Here is a 21,880-nt window from a genome sequence, read left to right as displayed (position 1 = left end):
CGCCCGCCAGCGCCTGAAGTGGGACGAGGCCTTCGTCCTGCAAGTGGCTCTGGCCCGCCGCCGGCACGCCGACTCCCAGCTCCCGGCCGTCCCCCCCCCCCCCCCCCCCCCCCGGCCGCCCCCCCCCCCCCCCCCCCCCCCCCCCCCCCCCCCTTTCCGGTACCGCGTCAGGAAGCGGCCGGCGGCGTCGGCCCGCCGGGGGTGTCCTTGTGCGCGATCTTGCCCAGGGCGTCCTTCGCCTTGCCCGTCCCGCTCGTGATCCGGTCGCTGTACTTGCCGTGGGTCTTGGAGTCCACGGCCTTGGCCACCTTGTCCAGACCCTCGGTGATCCTGCCCTCGTTCTTCTGAGCGAGGTCTCCGACCTTGTCCTTCGCCGGAGCGAGCTTGGCCCTCAGATTGTCCAGCAGGCCCATGGGTCACCTTCCATTGGCGGTCGCTACGTGCGGGCGCCCTCACCGGCCTCGCTGTCCGCGGCCACCTCGGCCGACTGCTGCTTCGGAATCTCCACGGCCTCCGCCGCCGGAGCCTCCGCAACAGCGGGCTCGGCCTCGGCCTCTTCGGCCGCACCGGACTCCGCCGTCAGGGCCTCCGCCGCGACCTCCTCGGCCGCAACCTCGTCCTTGCGACGAAAAAACCGATCAAAAACGCCCATGTCTACTCCCATAACGCTACTCGTGTGAGTGAAGTTCCGCCTTGGCCGGACCGGCCTCCGCCGGGCGTATGCGGGCATACGCCGGACCGGAACCTCGCCAGGGCAACGACCCCGCCCCCACCCCGTCACGTAGCTCGATCGGGTACATGGCCGTGTCTTGACTGGGGGCTGCGAGACTGGGGCAGTGAGGAAAGCAGCCCCCGCCCCGCGGGTCATCGCCGTCGTCGGTCCCACCGCGGCCGGAAAGTCCGATCTGGGCGTCGCCCTGGCCCGCCACTTCGACGGCGAAGTCGTCAACGCCGACTCCATGCAGCTGTACCGGGGGATGGACATCGGCACCGCCAAACTGACGACCGGGGAACGCGGCGGTGTCCCGCACCACCTCCTCGACATCTGGGACGTCACCGAGACCGCCAACGTCGCCGAGTACCAGCGCCTGGCCCGCATCGAGATCGACAAACTCCTAGCCGAGGGCCGCACGCCCGTGCTCGTCGGCGGATCCGGCCTGTACGTACGGGGCGCCCTGGACGCCATGGAGTTCCCCGGCACCGACCCCGAGGTCCGCGCCCGGCTGGAGGAGGAAGCCACCCTGCGCGGCCCCGGCGCCCTCCACGCCCGCCTCGCCGCCGTCGACCCGGCCGCCGCCCAGGCGATCCTGCCCAGCAACGGCCGCCGGATCGTCCGCGCACTGGAGGTCATCGAGATCACCGGCCGCCCCTTCACGGCCAACCTGCCCGGCCACGAGTCCGTCTACGACACCGTGCAGATCGGCGTCGACGTGGCCCGGCCCGAGCTCGACGAGCGGATCGCGCTGCGCGTGGACCGCATGTGGGAGGACGGGCTGGTCGACGAGGTCCGCGAGCTGGAGGCCCGCGGACTGCGGGACGGAATCACCGCCTCCAGGGCGCTCGGCTACCAGCAGGTGCTCGCCGCGCTCGCCGGGGAGTGCACCGAGGACGAGGCCAGGGCGGAGACGGTCCGGGCCACCAAGCGGTTCGCCCGGCGGCAGGACTCGTGGTTCCGCCGCGACCCCCGCGTGCACTGGCTCAGCGGCGCCGCCGCCGACCGAGGGGAACTTCCCGGGCTCGCGCAGACGTTGGTCGAACGAGCGGTCACAGCCTGATCACGTGATGGCATCGGGACGCCCCGGGCGCCCGTCGAGGGCCCGGCGGCGTGCCATCATCAAACTCCTGCGGGTGTGGTCACCGGCAGTGAATTGCGGCGTACTGAGTCCGAGTGGGGAGGGCGCGTGGCGATGGAGGCCGGCCCTCGTGACACCGGGCGGGACGACACCCGGCGGGAAGCGGACCCGAAGCTTCTCGATCGGACGGACGGGTCCCGCGACCGGGCGGACGGGTCCGCGGAGCCCGACGGCCCCGCCGGGCTCGGGCTGCCCGCCGACCCCGCGCGGCTGACCCCGGACGGCCCGGACGCACCGGACTCCGCGGAGGCCGGGGCCGCCGCCGGACCCGAGTTCGAGGTCGAACTGCGTCCGCAGAACCGCCTGCGCCTGTGGCAGATCGCCCCCATCGCGATGCTCGCCGCCGCCGGCTCGCTGATGTTCGCCTTCCCGCTCGCCTTCGAGTTCGGAGACGGCGGAGCCGTGGTCGCCATGCTCGGCTTCCTCATCAGCTGCTGCGCCGGCGGCTGGGGGATGATGGCCGCCCGCCGAGTGGGCTACACCTGGCCCGGGCTCCCGGCCCGGGGGAGCGGGCGTCGCCCCGACTGGCGCATGGCCGTGCTGTACGCGCTGGTCGTGCTGGCCGTCGTATCCCTCGCCGTGTACCGCGTCGCCCGGCTGCGCTGACCGCCCCCGGACCCCGGGGACGCGCCGCCCCCGGACCGCCCGCCGCGGGCCTGCGCGGCACCTCTGAACTGCGGCTCGGTACCATGGGCGGGTGACGCAGACCACCCTCCCCTTCCTCAAGGGCCACGGCACCGAGAACGACTTCGTGATCGTCCCGGACCCGGACAACTCCCTGGAGCTGCCCGCGTCGGCCGTGGCGAAGCTGTGCGACCGCCGGGCCGGGATCGGCGCGGACGGCGTCCTGCACGTCGTCCGGTCCGCCGCGCACCCCGACGCCGCGCACCTGGCCGGCGAGGCGGAGTGGTTCATGGACTACCGCAACAGCGACGGCTCCATCGCCGAGATGTGCGGCAACGGCGTACGCGTCTTCGCCCGCTACCTCCAGCACGCGGGCCACGTCGAGCCCGGCGACCTCGCGATCGCCACCCGCGGCGGCGTCAAGCGGGTCCACCTCGACAAGAGCGGCGACGTCACCGTCTCCATGGGCCGCGCCGCGTTCCCCGAGGGCGAGGTCACCGTCAGCGTCGGCGCCAAGTCCTGGCCCGCGCGCAACGTGAACATGGGCAACCCGCACGCCGTGGCCTTCGTCGACAGCCTCGACGACGCCGGGAACCTGTACACCGCCCCGCCGTTCAGCCCGGCGTCCGCCTACCCGACCGGTGTCAACGTCGAGTTCGTCGTCGACCGCGGCCCCCGGCACGTCGCCATGCGCGTCCACGAGCGCGGCTCCGGCGAGACCCGCTCCTGCGGCACCGGCGCCTGCGCCGTGGCCGTGGCCGCCATCCGCCGCGACGGCGCGGACCCGGCCGCCACCGGCGAACCCGTCACGTACACCGTCGACCTCCCCGGCGGAACCCTGGTCATCACCGAGCACCCCGACGGGCGGATCGACATGACCGGGCCGGCCGTGATCGTGGCCTCGGGAGAGTTCGAAGCGGCCTGGCTCACCGAAACGGCTTTCGCCTGAAGCTTCCCTCTAATGGGTGATCCGTTTCACGCTCAGCGAGAGGTGGACTGCGCCACGTGGTGGGGTCGGTAACATCAGGCACCGGCCCTGAGGGCTCACCCCATGCCCGCCACCGCCGGTCGAAGCCGCCGGAGGTGCCCATGAGTGCAGAGGCCACGAACCCCGAAGCACACCCCGAAGCGCGCCCTGAGCTCCGCAGACGGGGGCGGACCAGGCTCGATCTGCGCCGGCTCGGGCGTGCGGCCCTGCTGGGGCCCACGTCCCGCGACCGCCTCCCGGACGCCATCGGCCACGTGGCCGAGGCGCACCGCGCCCACCATCCGGACGCCGATCTGTCCGTTCTGCGGCGCGCGTACGTCCTCGCGGAGACCTCCCACCGCGGTCAGATGCGAAAAAGTGGTGAGCCGTACATCACACATCCGCTCGCCGTCACTCTGATCCTCGCCGAACTCGGCGCCGAAACCACCACCTTGACGGCCTCACTCCTCCACGACACCGTCGAGGACACGGAAGTGACCCTCGATCAGGTCCGCGAGGAGTTCGGCGACGAGGTCTGCTTCATCGTCGACGGCGTCACCAAGGTGGAGAAGATCGACTACGGCGCCGCCGCCGAGCCCGAGACCTTCCGCAAGATGCTCGTCGCGACCGGCAACGACGTCCGCGTGATGTCCATCAAACTCGCCGACCGGCTGCACAACATGCGCACCCTCGGCGTGATGCGCCCCGAGAAACAGGTCCGCATCGCCAAGGTCACGCGCGACGTGCTCATCCCGCTCGCCGAACGGCTCGGCGTCCAGGCCCTCAAGACCGAGCTGGAAGACCTCGTCTTCGCGATCCTGCATCCCGAGGAGTACGAGCACACCCGCTCCCTCATCGCGGCCCACGCGGGGGAACGCGACCCGCTCCCGGCCATCGCCGACTCCGTACGCGCCGTCCTGCGCGAGGCCGGCATCTCCGCCCAAGTACAGGTACGGCCGCGGCACTTCGTCTCCGTGCACCGGATCGCCCTCAAACGCGGCGAACTGCGCGGCTCCGACTTCGGCCGCATCCTCGTCCTCGTCGGCGAGAACGCCGACTGCTACGGGGTCCTGGGAGAACTGCACACCTGCTTCACCCCGGTCGTCTCGGAGTTCAAGGACTTCGTCGCCGCCCCCAAGTTCAACCTCTACCAGTCGCTGCACACCGCCGTCGCCACGCCCGAGGGCTACGTCGCCGAAGTCATCGTGCGGACCCGGCAGATGCACCGCGTCGCGGAGGCGGGCGTCGTCGCGCTCGGCAATCCGTACACCACCGCGACGGCGGACGCCGCCGAATGCGACGAGGAGCGGGTCGACCCGACGCGGCCCGGCTGGCTGTCCCGGCTGCTCGACTGGCAGGAGTCCGCGCCCGACCCCGACACCTTCTGGAGCGTCCTGCGCGCCGAGCTCGCCCAGGACCGGGAGATCACGGTCTTCCGGGCCGACGGCGGGACGCTGGGCCTGCCGGCCGGGGCCAGCTGTATCGACGCCGCCTACGCGCAGCACGGCGAGGCGGCCCACGGCTGTATCGGCGCCCGGGTCAACGGGCGCCTCACCTCCCTCTCCTCCCCGCTGTCCGACGGGGACACCGTGCAGCTGCTCCTCGCGCAGGACGCCTCCTCCGGGCCCGCCGCCGAGTGGCTGGACCACGCGCGGACCCCGGCCGCCCGGATCGCCATCAGCCGCTGGCTCGACGCCCATCCCGACCGGGCGATGGCCACCACCTCGGCCGCGCGGGCGCCGCTGTCGGTGGTCGGGGCCCGGGGCGGCGGGGCCAACGCCGTCGCCGACCTGCCGGACGCCCCCGTGCGGCTCGCCGGATGCTGCACGCCGGTGCCGCCGGACGCGGTCGCCGGGTTCGTGGTCCGCGGCGGGGCCGTCACCGTGCACCGGATCCACTGCGCCGCGGTCGCCCAGATGCGCGCGGTCGGGCGTACCTCCGTCGCCGTGCACTGGCGGGCCACGGCGGACTGCCGGGTCACGCTGGTAGCCGAATCGTTCGGCCGCCCCCATCTGCTCGCCGACCTGACCGAGGCCATCGCCCGCGAGGGGGTCGAGGTCGTCTCCGCGACCGTGGAACCGCCGGTCGAACAGCGGGTCCGGCACACCTACACCCTCCAGCTGCCCGACGCGGCCGGGCTGCCCGCCCTGATGCGGGCCATGCGGGACGTGCCGGGCGTGTACGACGTCAGCCGCGCGTAGGCCGGGTCGACGCCGGAAGGTCCCGTTCGGGTGGACTCGTCGCGCGCCGTGCGCGGCAGCGCGGCGGGCGCTGGTAAGCGGTGGTGGATGCAGCTCACCTCCCCGCGCCTGCGCGCCGCCCTGCTCGCCGCGGCCTCCCTCACCCTCGTCGCCGCCGTGCTGCCCCCGCCGACGGCGCTGGGCATCGGCGACCGGCTGTTCCCGGAGCTCGGGAACCCCGGGTACGACGTGCTCTCGTACGACCTGTCCTTCACCTACAAGGACAACCGCACCCCCCTCGACGCGGTCACCGTGATCGACGCCCGCGCCCTGCAGCCACTGGACCGGATCAACCTGGACTTCACCCACGGAAAGGTGGCGTCCGCCGAGGTCAACGGCGAGCCGGCGCGGTTCGAGAGCGTGGGGGAGGACCTCGTGCTCACCCCCGCGCGCCCCGTCCCGCGCGATGTGCCGCTGCACATCACGGTCCGGCACACCAGCGACCCGCGCGGGCGCGGCGACGGCGGCTGGGTGCCCACCGAGGACGGCCTGGCCATGGCCAACCAGGCGGACGCCGCCCACCGCGTCTTCCCCTGCAACGACCACCCCGCCGACAAGGCCTTCTTCACCTTCCGGGTCACCGCCCCGGAGGGGCTCACGGTCGTCGCCAACGGACTGCCGCACGTCCCCGCCTTCCGCATGGGCCCCTCCACGACGTGGACGTACCGCACCCGGCACCCGATGGCCACCGAGCTGGCCCAGGTCTCCGTCGGCCGCTCCGCCGTCGTCCACGGCACCGGACCGCACGGGCTGCCGCTGCGCCACGTGGTGCCCGCCCAGGACCGGCAGAAGCTCGACCCCTGGCTGAAGAAGACCGCGGGGCACATCGCGTGGATGGAGGAGCGGGTCGGCCGCTACCCCTTCGAGAACTACGGGGTGCTGATCGCCCGGGCCACCACCGGCTTCGAGCTGGAGACGCAGACCCTGTCGCTCTTCGAGCACGGCCTGTTCTCGGGCGAGGGCTACCCCGAGTGGTACGTGGAGGCCGTGATGGTCCACGAGCTCGCCCACCAGTGGTTCGGCGACAGCGTCGCCCCGCGGACCTGGTCCGACCTGTGGCTCAACGAGGGACACGCGACCTGGTACGAGGCGCTGTACGCGGACGGGCTCGGCAAGTACTCCCTGGAGCGGCGCATGCGCGAGGCGTACCAGCGCTCCGACCAGTGGCGGGCGGCGGGCGGCCCACCGGCGGCTCCGAAGGCCGCCGCCCCCGGCCAGAAGATCGGGCTGTTCCGGCCCGTGGTCTACGACGGGGCGGCGCTGATCCTCTACGCGCTGCGCGAGGAGATCGGCACGAACGCCTTCGACCGGGTCGAGCGGCGCTGGGTGGCGGAGCACCGGGACGGCGTCGCGGGCACGGACGACTTCGTACGCCTGGCCTCCGAGGAGGCGGGCCGGGACCTGACGGCCTTCCTGGAGCCGTGGCTGTACGGGCAGACGACCCCGGCCATGCCCGGACACCCGGAGTGGAGCGGGGCCGCGCCCAGCGGGGCCGCACCCGTCAAATAAAGGGTGTGACCGGCGGGGAACGGGCATGTCACCATCGACAGGTCCGTTCGGGGAATCCCCGGGCGGTGTGACACGTTGGACGTGACAGTTCCAGCAGTGTTCCAGCAGTGCTATTCGAATCGACGTAAGGATCCAATGACCTCCTCTTCTTCCCCTTCCCAGGACGCGCGGGACGCACGGGACGTGCCGGACTCGCCGAGCTTCACCGAGAGCCTTCGGGCCGATGCCCTGATGGAAGAGGACGTCGCCTGGAGCCACGAGGTCGACGGAGACCGGGACGGCGAGCAGTTCGAACGCTCCGAGCGCGCGGCCCTGCGCCGCGTGGCCGGCCTCTCCACCGAGCTCGAAGACGTCACCGAGGTCGAGTACCGGCAGCTCCGCCTGGAGCGCGTCGTGCTCGTCGGTGTCTGGACCTCCGGCACGGTGAACGACGCGGAGAACTCCCTCGCGGAGCTCGCCGCGCTCGCCGAGACGGCGGGTGCCCTCGTACTCGACGGCGTGATCCAGCGCCGTGACAAGCCGGACCCGGCCACCTTCATCGGCTCGGGCAAGGCGCGGGAGCTGCGCGACATCGTCATGGAGAGCGGCGCCGACACCGTCGTCTGCGACGGCGAGCTCAGCCCCGGCCAGCTCATCGCCCTGGAAGACGTCGTCAAGGTGAAGGTGGTCGACCGGACCGCCCTCATCCTGGACATCTTCGCCCAGCACGCCAAGTCCCGAGAGGGCAAGGCGCAGGTCGCTCTCGCGCAGATGCAGTACATGCTGCCGCGCCTGCGTGGCTGGGGTGCGTCGCTGTCCCGTCAGATGGGTGGCGGCGGCGGTGGCGGCATGGCCACCCGAGGCCCCGGTGAGACCAAGATCGAGACCGACCGGCGACGGATCCGCGAGAAGATGGCGAAGATGCGCCGGGAGATCGCGGACATGAAGACCGGCCGCGACATCAAGCGGCAGGAGCGGCGCCGCAACAAGGTGCCCTCGGTCGCCATCGCCGGCTACACCAATGCCGGCAAGTCCTCGCTGCTCAACCGCCTCACGGGCGCGGGCGTGCTGGTGGAGAACGCGCTGTTCGCCACCCTCGACCCGACCGTGCGCCGGGCCGAGACGCCGAGCGGCCGGGTCTACACCCTGGCCGACACGGTCGGCTTCGTCCGGCACCTGCCCCACCACCTCGTCGAGGCGTTCCGCTCCACGATGGAGGAGGTCGGCGACTCCGACCTCATCCTGCACATCGTGGACGGCTCGCACCCGGCGCCGGAGGAGCAGCTGGCGGCGGTGCGCGAGGTGATCCGCGAGGTCGGCGCGGTGAACGTGCCCGAGATCGTCGTGATCAACAAGGCGGACGCGGCGGACCCGCTGGTCCTGCAGCGGCTGCTGCGCATCGAGCGGCACTCCATCGCCGTCTCGGCGCGCACGGGCATGGGCATCGAGGAACTCCTCGCGCTCATCGACACCGAGCTGCCGCGGCCCGAGGTCGAGGTGGAGGCCCTGGTGCCGTACACCCTCGGCTCGCTGGTCGCCAAGGCACACGCCGAGGGCGACGTGATCTCCGAGGAGCACACCCCGGAGGGCACCCTGCTCAAGGCGCGGGTCCACCAGGAGCTGGCGGCGGACCTGGCACCGTACGCGCTCGCGAAGCGGTGACGCGTGCTGACGCGCTGATGCGCTGACGTGCTGACGTGCCGACGTACGTGTGAGAACGGCTGAGGCCCCCTGCGGTGCAGGGGGCCTCAGCCGTTCTCCGTCGTTCCGGGACTACTTGAACTTGCCGCTCACCGCGGTGAAGATGCCTTGCGCCTCCGGACCCAGGCGGGGTCCGGCCAGCCAGCCCGCCTTGGCCGGGCCGATCGAGGTGTTCGACACCAGCGCCGGCTTGCCGTCCGCGGCCGGCGCGACCCAGCCGCCGCCGGAGGAACCGCCGGTCATCGTGCAGCCGATGCGGTACATCACCGGGTCGTTCGCCGTCAGCGACAGCCGGCCCGGCTTGTCCGCGCACTGGTAGGCCTTCTGGCCGTCGAACGGAGCCGCCGCCGGGTAGCCGGTGGCCGTGATGCTCGCGACCTTCGGCACCGCCGGGGCGTTGAACTCCACCGGGAGCGCCGAACCGACCGTCTCCTCCAGAGACTTGCCGCTGCCCTGCTCCGGAGTCACGTGCAGGACCGCGAAGTCGTACGGGGCACCCGCGCCGCCCGTCGGACCGCCGTTCGCGATCCACTGGTCGGAGGTCTGCGCCCAGTCGCTCCACCAGACGCCGTACGGGGCCACCTGCTCGCGGGGCGCGCCCTTGAGCTGCGCCTGCGGCTTGCCCGCGTTGTTGTAGGACGGGACGAAGGCGATGTTGCGGTACCAGCCGCCGGACTTGCCCGCGTGCACGCAGTGGCCCGCCGTCCAGACCAGGTTGGACTTGCCGGGGTGGGCCGGGTCCTTGACCACGGTCGCCGAGCAGACCATCGAGCCCTCGGGGCCGTCGAAGAAGACCTTGCCCGCCTGCGGAACGCTCTGGTGGTAGGGCGCGTTCGCCGCCTTGGCCGTCACCGGCGCGGGCGTCGGGTCCGTGACGCCCTGGTCCTTGCCCGCGTCCGGGTCGACGGCAGGCTGCTTCGGCTGCTCGGCGTCACGCATGCGGTCCGGGTCCCACAGGCCCTCGATGATCGGGTTGACGTAGTCGCCCGCCTCGCGGAGCCAGTCCTCCTTCTTCCAGTTCTTCCACGCACCCCCCTTCCACTTCTCCAGGTCGATGCCGTGCTCCTTGAGCTTGTCCTTGAGCTGGTCCGGGATCTTGATCCCGTCCGCGCCCGGAAGGCTCGCCGCCACGGTCGGCTTGGCGTCGCCGCCGGCCTCCCCGTCGCCGGGGCCGCAGGCCGCGGCGGTCAGCGCGAGCGCGGCCGCGCACAGGATCGCGGTGACCGGTCGGTTCGGTCGCATGTCGTTCGTCCCCCTGGTGGTTTCGAGGCGTGGAGTGCAGCACCCCACTATGCCGCCGTGGTGAGGGACGGCACAGCCCGGGGCGTGGTTCCCCGGGTCTCCCGCCTCGACGGGCCTTACCGGGCAAGGATCTTGGGTCCACCCGTGATCCGTCGCCGTCACCGTCGTTGGTACGTACGGGGGATGGGCGGGCAGCGTTCGTGTTCGAGGCGCAATCCGGAAGAGCAATCCGTGCGGGAGGACGACACTCGTGGCTTTGACCGAGCCGGCCGCGGCCGAGGCCGCTGCGCAGAACACGCCGCAGAGCACGCCGCAGAGCACGCCGGAGCTCATGCCGGAGCCCATGCCGGAGGTCGCGCCGGAGATCACACCGCAGGTGCCGCAGCAGGGGAGCCGGCTCCCAGGACCCTGCGCGCCCGGGGGAGTTGGCGGACCAGGCCGGTCCCTCTTCCCGGACGGCATCCTGCGCCGGCAGGCGCAGCGGGAGTCCGCCGCCCGGACATACGCCCGCTCGCTGCCCATCGTCCCGGTACGGGCCCGCGGTCTGACGATCGAAGGCGCCGACGGGCGGCGCTACCTCGACTGCCTCTCCGGAGCCGGCACCCTCGCCCTCGGGCACAACCACCCGGTCGTGCTCGAAGCCATCCGCGGGGTCCTCGACTCCGGCGCCCCGCTGCACGTGCTGGACCTCGCGACCCCGGTCAAGGACGCCTTCACCACCGAGCTGTTCGCCAACCTGCCGCCGCAACTGGCCGCCGACGCCCGCATCCAGTTCTGCGGACCGGCCGGCACGGACGCCGTGGAGGCCGCCCTGAAGCTGGTCCGCACCGCGACCGGGCGCTCCGGGCTGCTCACCTTCACCGGGGCCTACCACGGGATGACCGCCGGGGCCCTCGACGCCTCGGGCGGCGCCCCGGACGTACGGGTGACCCGGCTCCCGTACCCGCAGGACCACCGCTGCCCGTTCGGGGTCGGCGGCCCCGAGGGTGCCGAACTCGGCGCCCGCTGGGCTGAGAACCTCCTCGACGACCCCAAGGGCGGGGTGCCCGCCCCCGCCGGCCTGATCGTCGAACCCGTACAGGGCGAAGGTGGGGTCCTCCCGGCCCCGGACGCCTGGCTGCGCCGGATGCGGGAGATCACCGAGGCGCGGGGGATCCCGATGATCTCGGACGAGGTGCAGACGGGGGTCGGCCGCACCGGTGCCTTCTGGGGGGTCGACCACGCCGGGGTGGTGCCGGACGTGATGGTCCTGTCCAAGGCGATCGGTGGCAGCCTGCCGCTCGCGGTGATCGTGTACCGGGCGGGCCTGGACGTGTGGACCCCCGGCGCCCACGCGGGCACCTTCCGCGGCAACCAGCTCGCCATGGCCGCCGGCACCGCCACGCTCGCCTTCGTCCGCGAGAACCGGCTCGCCGAGCGGGCCGCCGCCCTGGGCGAGCGCATGCTGACGGCCCTGCGCGGCCTGGCCTCCGCCCAGCCGTGTGTCGGCGACGTCCGGGGCCGCGGCCTGATGATCGGCGTCGAACTCGTCGACCCCGACTCCGGGGCCGCCGCGCCGGCCCTGGCCGCAGCCGTCCGCCAGGAGTGCCTGGACCGCGGCCTGATCGTCGAACTCGGTGGCCGCCACAACGCCGTCGTCCGCCTGCTCCCCCCACTGACCCTGACCGACGAGCAGGCCGTGGCGGTCCTCGACCGCCTGGCCGACGCCATCCCGGCCGCCGCCCGACGGCCCTACTGACCCGGACCCCAAGGACCCGCGATGCCCGATCCGCACCAGTCCACCCCGCCCCACCGCGGGCCCCTCCCCGAATCCCCGGCCCCCATGGCCGCGGGCCCCGCCCCCGCACACCAGCAGACACCCACCCCCAGCGCCCACCCGGCCCCCGACTCACCCCCGACGCCCGAGCCGGCCACCCCAGAGGCCCCAGGCCCACACCCGGAGCCCGAACGAGTCGCCCCGGTGCCCCCCGGCCCACACCCGACGCCCGCGCGAGACGCCGCCGAGACCCCCGTCCCCGCCGTGACCCAGCAGCAGGGCCCGGCCCCCGCGGGTTCCCCCACCCCCGGCGCCCAGTCGGCCTCCGGGTCACCCGCGACGCCCGACCGAGGCGCGCCGGAGGCCCCCGGTCCCGCAGGGTCCCGGTGGCAGGGCCCGGCCCCCGCGGCTTCTCCCGCCCCCGGCGCCCAGCCGGCCTCCGGGTCACCCGCGACGCCCGACCGAGGCGCGCCGGAGGCCGCCGGCCCTGCCGCGTCCCAGTGGCAGGGCCCGGCCCCCGCGGCTTCCCCCACCCCCGGCGCCCAGCCGGCCTCCGGGTCACCCGCGACGCCCGACCGAGGCGCGCCGGAGGCCCCCGGTCCCGCAGGGTCCCAGTGGCAGCGCCCGGCATCCGCGGGTGCTCCCGCCTCCGGTGCGCAGCCCGTCTCCGGGTCACCCGCGACGCCCGACCGAGGCGCCGCGGAGTCCGCCGGCCCTGCCGATACCCGGTGGCAGGGCCCGGCCCCCGCGGGTGCTCCCACCCCCGGCGGCCAGCCGCCCTCCGGGTCGCCCGCGACGCCCGACCGAGGCGCCGCGGAGTCCGCCGGCCCTGCCGATACCCGGTGGCAGCGCCCAGCCCCCGCGGCGTCTCCCGACCCCGCCGCCGGGCTTCTGCCCCTCGCTCCGCCCGCGCCCCCGGCACCGCCGACTCCCGTCGGCCCCCCTCGGACCACCGGGCCCGGGCAGGTACCCGTACCGCCGCCCGGGGCCGCCGGACGGAACGACGACCCCGCCGACCGCGGCCCTGCTGACCGAACCCCGTCCGCCGAGCCCCGTCCCGGCTCCGCGCGGACCACCGGGCTCGGGCAGGCACCGGTACCGCCGCCCGGGGCCGCCGGACGGTACGACGCCCCCGGCGACCGCGCCCCGGATGCCGAGCCCCGCCCCGGCATCCCGGCCCCCGCCGCCGGGGCGCCGCACCCGCAGCCCCCCGCGACCGGGATCGAGGCGGCGGCCACCGTGCCGCGCCAGAAGGACGGCACGCCCAGACCCCGGCCCGGCGGCTGGGCAGGTCACCCCGGGGCGGAGCCGACAGCGCTGCCCGACCTCCTGGACCACCCGGACCCTGCCGTCGCCGCCGAAGGAGCGGCAGTGGAGAACCTCCTCCGCTGCTGGGTCCGCGAAGCGGGACTGCGCCGACCCGACGGCCTGGCCGGAACCCCGCTGCGCATCCCCCTCCCCGCCTCCGGCACGGCCCTGCTCGTCCCCGTCCGGTACTGGTCCCCCACGGGATGGCACCGCTTCGGCCCCGCCCGGCTGGCGGCCGCCCCCGCCAACGCCCCGGCCTTGGACGCCGTTACCCTGGCCGCGCTGATCGCCCGCGAGGGCACAGGCATGCCCACGGCCACAGCCACGGCCGCAGGTTGCTCCCGTGGCAGCGCCGACCTCGTCGGCCGCGTCGCCGACTCGGTCCGCCGCACGGCCGAGTTCATCGCCGACCGGCGCGAACGCCCCGCCGCCCCCTCCCGCATCGGTGTGGACCGCTTCCTGACCGCCGAGCAGTCCCTCCTCCTCGGTCACCCCCTCCAGCCGGACCCGAAGAGCCGCGAAGGGCTCTCCGGGACCGAAGTGCGCCGCTACTCACCCGAACTCCACGGCTCCTTCCCCCTGCACTGGTTCGCCGTCGCACCCTCCGCCCTCGCCACCGCATCCGCCTGGACCGAGCGCGGCCGCCCCGTCTCCGCCGCCGCTCTTCTCGGCCGCCTGGCCCCGGGACTCCCGCTCCCCGACGGCGCCACCCCCCTTCCCCTTCACCCCTGGCAGGCCCGCGACCTGCTCCAGCGCCCCGCCGTCGCCGCCCTCCGCGACGCGGGACTCCTGCACGACCTGGGCCCCTACGGCGCCCACTGGTACCCCACCTCCTCCGTCCGCACCGTCCACCGCCCCGGCGCGCCCGCGATGCTCAAGCTCTCCCTGGGCCTGCGCATCACCAACTCCCGCCGCGAGAACCTCCGCAAGGAGCTCCACCGCGGTGTCGAAGTGCACCGGCTGCTGCGCACCGGCCTCGCCGAGCAGTGGCAGGCGGCCCACCCCGGCTTCGACATCGTGCGCGACCCCGCCTGGGTCGCCGTCGACTCCCCGGACGGCACCCCCGTCCCCGGACTCGACTGCCTGCTGCGCCACAACCCCTTCCGCTCCGGCGACGACGCCGTCTGCGTCGCCGCGCTCACCGCGCCCCGCCCATGGCCCGGCCGGACCACCATGAACTCCAGGCTCGCCGAGATCGTCTCCACTCTCGCCGCCGCCACCGGACGCACCACCTCCGCGGTCGCAGCCGAGTGGTTCCTGCGCTACCTCGATCACGTGGTCCTGCCGGTCCTCGCCTTCGACACGCTCGCCGGCATCGCCCTCGAAGCGCACCAGCAGAACACCCTGGTCCTCCTCGACCCGGCCGGCTGGCCGGTCGGCGGCCGCTACCGCGACAACCAGGGCTACTACTTCCGCGAGTCCCACCGCGCGGAACTGGAGCACCGGCTCCCCGGAATCGGCAGCCTCAGCGACACCTTCGTCTCCGACGCCGTCACCGACGAACGCTTCGCCTACTACCTAGGCATCAACAACGTGCTGGGCCTCATCGGCGCCTTCGGATCCCAGCGGCTCGCCGACGAACGCGTGCTCCTCGCCGCCTTCCGCCGATTCCTCGGCAAGGCCTCAGGCCTCGGCCCGCTCCCGGCGAGGCTGCTCGACTCGCCCACCCTGCGCTGCAAGGCGAACCTGCTCACCCGTCTGGGCGGCCTCGACGAACTCGTCGGACCCGTCGACACCCAGTCCGTCTACGTCACCATCACCAACCCCCTCCACGATTGACGCGTCGGCACCGACGCGGGGAAGAGCCCCCATGCCCACCACAGACGCCGCCCCGGCCGATTCAGCCGGCCCCGCCACCGACGGCATCGGCGCGGGCCGCGCCCTCGACGACACTGTCGAACTGCGCCTCACCGCCGGGCTGTTGCCCCTCCTCGCCGAAGTCGACCTCCTCGACTCCCCGGCGACCTGGGGCACCACCGACACCCCCGCCGGAGCCTTCCGCCTCGAACCCGTACGACTCGGCCGGGACCTGGAGCTCCTCACCGGCTGGATGAACGATCCCGAGGTGGCCGCCTACTGGGAGCTCGCCGGCCCCGCCGCAGTCACCGCGGCCCACTTGCGGGCCCAGCTCAACGGGGACGGCCGGAGCATCCCCTGCCTCGGCCTCCTCGACGGCACACCGATGAGCTACTGGGAGATCTACCGGGCCGATCTCGACCCGCTCTCCCGCCACTACCCGGCGCGCCCCCACGACACGGGTATCCACCTGCTCATCGGAGACGGCACGAACCGCTGCCGGGGCCTGGGCACCACTCTGCTGCGCGCCGTCGCCGGCCTGGTGCTCGACAACCGCCCCCGCTGCACACGCGTGATCGCGGAACCGGACATCCGCAACACCCCCTCCGTATCAGCCTTCTTGAGCTCCGGATTCCGCTGCTACACGGAAATCGACCTTCCCGAGAAGCGTGCCGCCCTGATGATCCGGGAGCGGGCGCTGCGCAATCTCCTCTGACTGCCGCCCCGCACGCCCTGACCGTCGTCGCCGCTTCGCACCTCTCCCTTTGATAACTCTGCGTGACGAAGCGCAGTTCCCGATCTCCGAGGAGTCCCGTGCCGAATTTTCCCGCTGCCCCCGACTCCGCCGAACCTTCCGTGCCCCCGTCGCCCCAGCACCCCTGCACACCCCCCGAGCTCACCCGCGCGACCTGGGACGGCGCCGCCCGGCGACTGCTCGCCAAGATGCTCGCCGAGTTCGCCTACGAGGAGATCATCAGGCCCGTCCCCGCCCCGGCCGCCGCCGGTGACGCGTGGACCCTGACCCTGGACGACGGCAGCAGCCTCGGCTTCCGGGCCCGCCGCCGCTCGTACGGCAGCTGGCACGTCACCCCGGACACGATCTCCCTCACCCCGCCCCCGTCCTTCCCGCAGCCGCCGGCCGCCTTCGGGGACCCGTACGCCTTCCTCGTCCGTTCCCGCACCCTCCTCGGCCTCGACGGTGCCACCCTCGGCCACCTCGTCCGCGAACTCAGCGCCACCCTCTGCGCCGACGCCCGGATCGACCACACCGCGCTCACGGCCGACGTCCTCGCCGACCTCGACTACGCTGCCCTCGAAGGCCATCAGACCGGGCACCCCTGGCTCGTCCTCAACAAGGGCCGCATCGGTCTCTCCGCCTCCGACACCGCCGCCTGGGCCCCCGAGGCCCGCACCCGTCAGCGGCTGCCCTGGCTCGCCGCCCACACCTCGCTCGCGACGTACCGCGGCACCGCCGGCCTGGAGGATCCCGCCCGCCTCTACTCCGCCGAGCTCGACCCCGTCACCCGCTCCGCCTTCGACCAGGCCCTGCGCGACCGCGGCCTGGACCCGCTCCGTTACCTCTACCTGCCCGTCCACCCCTGGCAGTGGGACGAGGTCGTCCTCCCCCTCTTCGCCCCGGCCCTCGCCTCCGGGGCCCTCGTCCCGCTCCCCGCCGATCCCGACGTGCGCCTGCCCCAGCAGTCCATCCGCACCTTCCTCAACCTCACCCGCCCCGACCGGCACAGCGTCAAGCTCCCGCTCTCCGTCTTCAACACCATGGTCTGGCGCGGCCTGCCCAGCGACCTCGCCCTCGCCGCCCCCGCCGTCACCGCCTGGATCCACTCCCTGCGCGACGCCGACCCCTTCCTCCGCGACGAATGCCGGGTCGTCCTGCTCGGCGAGGTCGCCTCCGTCACCGTCCGGCATGCCGTCTACGACGAGCTCCCCGAGGTCCCGTACCAGTACAAGGAACTCCTCGGCGCGATCTGGCGCGAGCCCCTGACCAGCCGCCTGGCACCCGGCGAGCGCGCCCGTACGCTCGCCTCCCTGCTCCACACCGACCCGCGCGGCCGGTCCTTCACCGCCGAACTCGTCGCCCGGTCCGGCCTCACCCCCGCCGCCTGGCTTCAGCGCCTCTTCGCCGCCGTGCTGCCCCCGCTCCTGCACTTCCTCTACCGCTACGGCACCGTCTTCTCCCCGCACGGCGAGAACGCCATCGTGATCTTCGACGAACACGAGGTCCCGGTCCGTCTCGCGGTCAAGGACTTCGTGGACGACATCAACATCAGCTCCGAACCGCTGCCCGAGCTGGACTCCCTGCCCGACGAGGTCCGGGCGGTCCTGCTCGCGGAGCCCGCCGACTTCCTGCCGCAGTTCATCCACTCCGGGCTCTTCGTCGGCGTCTTCCGCTACCTCTCCGTCCTGTGCGAGGACCGCCTCGCCGTCCCGGAGAGCGAGTTCTGGTCCCTCGTACGGGCGGAGATCCTCCGCCACCAGGCCCGCTTCCCGGAGCTCAAGGACCGCTACGAGCTCTTCGACCTGCTCGGCGAACGCATCGGGCGGCTCTGCCTGAACCGGAACCGGCTCTACGAGGACGGCTACCGCGACCGTTCCACACGCCCGCACGCCGTTCAGCACGGCACCGTGCCCAACCCCCTGTACCGGCCGTGAACCCTCGCCGGTGCGGTCACTGTCGGTGGAGCCCCGTAGGGTTGGCAGTGCTATGACGAAGCCCTCCCTCCCCGATCTGCTGCACGCCGCCGTCTCCGCCGTCGGCGGCACGGAGCGCCCCGGCCAGGTGGCCATGGCCGAAGCCGTCGCCGAAGCCATCGACGACAACTCCCACCGGCTCATCCAGGCCGGCACCGGCACCGGCAAGTCCCTCGGCTACCTGGTGCCGGCGCTCGCGCACGGTGAGCGAGTGGTCGTGGCCACCGCGACCCTCGCCCTCCAGCGGCAGCTGGTCGAGCGCGACCTGCCCCGGACGGTGGAGGCACTGCATCCGCAGCTGCGCCGCCGGCCGCAGTTCGCCATGCTCAAGGGCCGCTCCAACTATCTGTGCCTGCACCGCCTGCACGAGGGTGCGCCGCAGGACGAGGAGGAGGGCCTCTTCGACCAGTTCGAGGCGGCCACCCCCACCAGCAAGCTCGGCAAGGACCTGCTGCGCCTGCGCGACTGGGCGGACGAGACGGAGACCGGCGACCGCGACGACCTGACTCCGGGCGTCTCGGACAAGGCCTGGTCGCAGATCTCCGTCTCCTCCCGCGAATGCCTGGGCGCGACGAAGTGCGCGTACGGCGCCGAGTGCTTCGCCGAGGCCGCGCGCGAGCGGGCCAAGCTCGCGGACGTGGTCGTCACCAATCACGCCCTGCTCGCCATCGACGCGATCGAGGGCGCCCCGGTGCTGCCGCAGCACGAGGTGCTGATCGTGGACGAGGCCCATGAGCTGGTCTCCCGGGTGACCGGAGTCGCCACCGGCGAGCTCACCCCGGGGCAGGTCAACCGGGCCGTGAAGCGTGCGGCGAAGCTGGTCGACGAAAAGACCGCCGACTCCCTGCAGACCGCCTCGGAGTCCTTCGAGCGGGTCATGGAGCTGGCGCTCCCCGGCCGGCTGGAGGAGATCCCCGAGGACCTCGGATACGCCCTCATGGCCTTGCGGGACGCCGCGCGCAATGTGATCTCCGCGATCGGGTCGACACGCGACAAGTCCGTCCACGACGAGGATGCCGTCCGCAAGCAGGCCCTGGCCGCGGTGGAGAGCGTCCACGGAGTGGCGGAGCGGATCACCAACGGTTCCGAGTACGACGTCGTCTGGTACGAGCGCCACGACCGATTCGGCGCCACCCTCCGGGTCGCCCCTCTGTCGGTCTCGGGCCTGCTGCGCGAGAAGCTCTTCGAGGACCGCTCCGTGGTCCTGACCTCGGCCACCCTCAAGCTCGGCGGCGACTTCAACGGGGTCGCCGCCTCCCTGGGCCTGTCTCCCGAGGGCGTCGAGGGGGACGACGTGCCGCTCTGGAAGGGCCTGGATGTCGGCTCGCCCTTCGACTACCCGAAGCAGGGCATCCTCTACGTCGCCAAGCACCTGGCAACGCCGGGCCGCGAGGGCACCCGCGGCGACATGATGGACGAACTCGCCGAGCTGATCGAGGCGGCCGGCGGCCGTACCCTCGGGCTCTTCTCCTCCATGCGCGGCGCCAAGGCGGCCGCCGAGGAACTGCGCGGCCGGCTCGACAACCCGATCCTGCTCCAGGGCGAGGAGACGCTCGGCGAGCTGATCAAGGCCTTCGCGGCCGACCCGAAGACCTGCCTGTTCGGGACGCTGTCGCTCTGGCAGGGCGTGGACGTGCCCGGGCCCAGCTGCCAGCTGGTGGTCATGGACAGGATTCCGTTCCCGCGCCCCGACGACCCGCTGATGAGCGCCCGGCAGAAGTCGGTGGAGGAGCACGGCGGCAACGGCTTCATGGCCGTCGCGGCCACGCATGCCGCGCTGCTGATGGCCCAGGGCGCGGGCCGTCTCGTACGGGCCATGGGGGACCGGGGTGTGGTCGCGGTGCTGGACCCCCGGCTGGCCACGGCGCGGTACGGGAGCTTCCTGCGAGCCACGCTGCCGGACTTCTGGTACACCACGGACCGCAACCAGGCACGCCGCTCCCTGGCCGCCATCGACGCCTCCGCGCAGGCCGACGGCAAGTAGGTCTCGGCCGGCACGTCTCGGGCCACAGAGCCTTGGGACCTCAGAGCCTCGGGGCATGGAACAACCCCCGGAACCGGCGCAGTGGGTCCCGGGGGCTGGATGGAGGCGGCGGGGTCAGACCCGCCGCAGTACCGCGACGACCTTGCCGAGGATGGTCGCCTCGTCGCCGGGGATCGGCTGGTAGGCGGAGTTGTGCGGGAGCAGCCACACGTGGCCGTCCTCGCGCTTGAACCGCTTGACGGTGGCCTCGCCGTCCAGCATGGCGGCGACGATGTCGCCGTTCTCCGCGACGGGCTGGCGGCGGACCGTGACCCAGTCACCGTCACAGATGGCGGCCTCGATCATCGAGTCGCCGACGACCTTGAGGACGAAGAGCTCGCCGTCGCCGACGAGCTGGCGGGGGAGCGGGAACACGTCCTCGACCGACTCCTCGGCGAGGATCGGGCCGCCGGCCGCGATCCGGCCGACCAGGGGAACGTAGGAGGCGGCGGGCTTGCCGGTGGTGTCCGTGGGCTGCGAGCTGGGCTGGTCGGAGCCCCGTACCTCGTACGCCCGGGGGCGGTGCGGGTCGCGGCGCAGGAAGCCCTTCCGTTCCAGGGCCATCAGCTGGTGCGCGACCGAGGAGGTGCTGGACAGGCCGACCGCCTGGCCGATCTCCCGCATCGACGGCGGGTAACCCCGCCGCTGCACCGAGTCGCGAATGACCTCGATGACCCTCCGCTGCCGGTCCGTGAGCCCGGAGCTGTCGGCGCGGATGCCTGGAGGTCGACCTGGCAGCGAGCGTGCGGGGCGTACGGGCTCCGCCTCCGGGTTCAGGTTTGCGTCGTTCATGGCATGCACCGGCTCAAGTCGGCTCTGGGAGCGGTTCTGGGCAGTGATGGTGGCACTGTCTGCGGTGGTGGTCACGTCGGCCCCTCTCGAAATGTTCTCCCTAGCTGGACAACGGTAGTTGCTTTCGAAAGGTTGCGCCAAACACACGTTCGAGTGAAAAATCGCAGATCGTCCCGCGTGGGTACATCGAGGGGTGTATGGACGATCGGTTGGCCGAACGCGGGTTCGGCCCGGCATCCGCCGCTTACGGTACCCTTCCCGGTCGGGTCGCCGCCTTCCGGGCCTGGCTCCAGTGTGGCACCGCGAGGCCTCGTATCCGGCTATCGGACGTCGCGACACGCGGAGCCAAGGAAATCCACCACAACCCAAGATCTAGTGGTTGGATGAGCGCTGCCGCCCAGAAGTTGTGGTCCTCGGTCTGTTGAGGGTCCCGGGATCGCATATGCTGGTGGCTGCTTCACGAGCCCCCGGACAGAGCCTGTCTCTGCCGTTCAGGGGCCTTGTGGGGTGATTCTGTCGTGCCAAGAGGGAGGGTGAGGGAACCATGCACTGCCCCTTCTGCAGGCACCCCGACAGCCGCGTCGTCGACAGCCGCACCACGGACGACGGCACGTCGATCCGCCGGCGCCGTCAGTGCCCCGACTGCTCCCGTCGCTTCACGACGGTGGAGACGGCCTCACTGATGGTGATCAAGCGCAGCGGGGTGACCGAACCCTTCAGCCGTACCAAGGTCATCTCCGGCGTGCGCAAGGCGTGCCAGGGGCGGCCGGTCACCGAGGACGCCCTCGCCAAGCTCGGCCAGCGGGTCGAGGAGGCGGTGCGCGCCACCGGGAGCGCCGAGCTGACCACCCACGACGTGGGTCTGGCCATACTCGGCCCGTTGCAGGAACTCGACCTGGTCGCCTACCTGCGCTTCGCATCCGTCTACAAAGCGTTCGACACCCTTGAAGACTTCGAGACCGCCATCGCGGAACTGCGCGAGCGGCGGCCTCACCCTGATGAGTGCGAGGCCAGTGGGACCGCATCGGTCCCCGTGCCCGCCTCCGCCGCCGACTGACCGGACGGCCCGCGCCGCGGTGCGATCGCACCGCGGCGTGACCGGTGAGCCAGGCGAAGAGACGTAGATACAGAGACACAGCACCGTGCCGCGGAATAACGCTGGCACTTTAGGGCGTTTTTGCCCGCATATGGGAGGCCTGGCATGACAGAGACGGCGAGCAGCTCGGCACGTGGTTCCCGCGCCAAGGGGACCAAGGCCGCCAAGGGCGGCCTGCGTATCGAGCGCATCCACACCACCCCCGGCGTGCACCCGTACGACGAGGTGAGCTGGGAGCGCCGTGACGTCGTCATGACCAACTGGCGTGACGGCTCGGTGAACTT

Annotated in this window: 16 protein-coding genes; 12 read left to right on the top strand and 4 right to left on the bottom strand. The window is 72.9% G+C overall.

The genetic code is table 11. From position 1 onward, the window contains the following. Positions 1–167: 167 nt before the first annotated feature. Together ACGFYQ_RS41190 and ACGFYQ_RS41185 are read right to left on the bottom strand one after the other, a co-directional pair. Positions 168–413, bottom strand: a complete 246-nt coding sequence (locus ACGFYQ_RS41190) for an antitoxin (RefSeq protein ID WP_393752347.1) — start codon at positions 411–413, stop codon at positions 168–170. Positions 414–436: 23 nt separating this feature from the next. Further along, complete coding sequence (locus ACGFYQ_RS41185) at positions 437–652, bottom strand: gliding motility protein (RefSeq protein ID WP_393752345.1); 216 nt, start codon at positions 650–652, stop codon at positions 437–439. Between the two features lie 184 nt (positions 653–836). Between ACGFYQ_RS41185 and miaA the strand changes: the two genes are divergently transcribed. From miaA to hflX, 6 genes are all read left to right on the top strand, one after another. Next, complete coding sequence (gene miaA, locus ACGFYQ_RS41180; RefSeq protein WP_393752343.1) at positions 837–1,775, top strand: tRNA (adenosine(37)-N6)-dimethylallyltransferase MiaA; 939 nt, start codon at positions 837–839, stop codon at positions 1,773–1,775. Between the two features lie 132 nt (positions 1,776–1,907). After that, positions 1,908–2,459: a hypothetical protein gene (locus tag ACGFYQ_RS41175; RefSeq protein WP_393752355.1), complete on the top strand. Its 552-nt coding sequence runs from the start codon at positions 1,908–1,910 to the stop codon at positions 2,457–2,459. Positions 2,460–2,550: 91 nt separating this feature from the next. Further along, on the top strand, positions 2,551–3,426 hold the full coding sequence (gene dapF, locus ACGFYQ_RS41170) for a diaminopimelate epimerase (protein ID WP_393752341.1): 876 nt from the start codon (positions 2,551–2,553) through the stop codon (positions 3,424–3,426). 140 nt (positions 3,427–3,566) lie between these two features. Beyond that, complete coding sequence (locus ACGFYQ_RS41165; protein WP_393752339.1) at positions 3,567–5,645, top strand: RelA/SpoT family protein; 2,079 nt, start codon at positions 3,567–3,569, stop codon at positions 5,643–5,645. A gap of 87 nt (positions 5,646–5,732) precedes the next feature. Beyond that, entirely contained in the window at positions 5,733–7,193 is a 1,461-nt protein-coding gene (locus tag ACGFYQ_RS41160) for a M1 family metallopeptidase (RefSeq protein WP_393752353.1), read from the top strand. A 135-nt stretch (positions 7,194–7,328) separates the two neighbouring features. Next, positions 7,329–8,834 (top strand): GTPase HflX, encoded by a 1,506-nt coding sequence (gene hflX, locus ACGFYQ_RS41155; protein WP_393752337.1) that lies wholly within the window; start codon positions 7,329–7,331, stop codon positions 8,832–8,834. A 111-nt stretch (positions 8,835–8,945) separates the two neighbouring features. On the opposite strand, the gene ACGFYQ_RS41150 is transcribed toward hflX, so the two are convergent. Further along, complete coding sequence (locus ACGFYQ_RS41150; RefSeq protein WP_393752335.1) at positions 8,946–10,115, bottom strand: trypsin-like serine peptidase; 1,170 nt, start codon at positions 10,113–10,115, stop codon at positions 8,946–8,948. A gap of 343 nt (positions 10,116–10,458) precedes the next feature. Here ACGFYQ_RS41150 and ACGFYQ_RS41145 point away from each other — a divergent pair, with 343 nt between their 5' ends. From ACGFYQ_RS41145 to ACGFYQ_RS41125, 5 genes are all read left to right on the top strand, one after another. Next, positions 10,459–11,853 (top strand): diaminobutyrate--2-oxoglutarate transaminase family protein, encoded by a 1,395-nt coding sequence (locus ACGFYQ_RS41145; protein ID WP_393752351.1) that lies wholly within the window; start codon positions 10,459–10,461, stop codon positions 11,851–11,853. A gap of 1,188 nt (positions 11,854–13,041) precedes the next feature. Next, on the top strand, positions 13,042–14,958 hold the full coding sequence (locus ACGFYQ_RS41140) for an IucA/IucC family protein (RefSeq protein WP_393752349.1): 1,917 nt from the start codon (positions 13,042–13,044) through the stop codon (positions 14,956–14,958). A gap of 31 nt (positions 14,959–14,989) precedes the next feature. Then, a complete protein-coding gene (locus tag ACGFYQ_RS41135) occupies positions 14,990–15,691 on the top strand; it encodes a GNAT family N-acetyltransferase (RefSeq protein WP_393752333.1) in 702 nt (233 codons plus the stop codon). Between the two features lie 98 nt (positions 15,692–15,789). Next, positions 15,790–17,646: an IucA/IucC family protein gene (locus ACGFYQ_RS41130; RefSeq protein ID WP_393752331.1), complete on the top strand. Its 1,857-nt coding sequence runs from the start codon at positions 15,790–15,792 to the stop codon at positions 17,644–17,646. 52 nt (positions 17,647–17,698) lie between these two features. Then, complete coding sequence (locus ACGFYQ_RS41125; RefSeq protein WP_393752329.1) at positions 17,699–19,669, top strand: ATP-dependent DNA helicase; 1,971 nt, start codon at positions 17,699–17,701, stop codon at positions 19,667–19,669. Between the two features lie 114 nt (positions 19,670–19,783). On the opposite strand, the gene lexA is transcribed toward ACGFYQ_RS41125, so the two are convergent. Further along, complete coding sequence (gene lexA, locus ACGFYQ_RS41120; protein WP_215016496.1) at positions 19,784–20,575, bottom strand: transcriptional repressor LexA; 792 nt, start codon at positions 20,573–20,575, stop codon at positions 19,784–19,786. Between the two features lie 469 nt (positions 20,576–21,044). Between lexA and nrdR the strand changes: the two genes are divergently transcribed. Beyond that, a complete protein-coding gene (gene nrdR / locus ACGFYQ_RS41115) occupies positions 21,045–21,557 on the top strand; it encodes a transcriptional regulator NrdR (RefSeq protein ID WP_393752327.1) in 513 nt (170 codons plus the stop codon). Positions 21,558–21,880: the final 323 nt, after the last annotated feature.

This window comes from Streptomyces sp. NPDC048258 (genome assembly GCF_043201995.1).
Classification (GTDB): Bacteria; Actinomycetota; Actinomycetes; order Streptomycetales; family Streptomycetaceae; genus Streptomyces.
The sequence above is the reverse complement of the archived record's forward strand: the minus strand, read 5'-3'. Positions and strand labels throughout refer to the sequence as shown.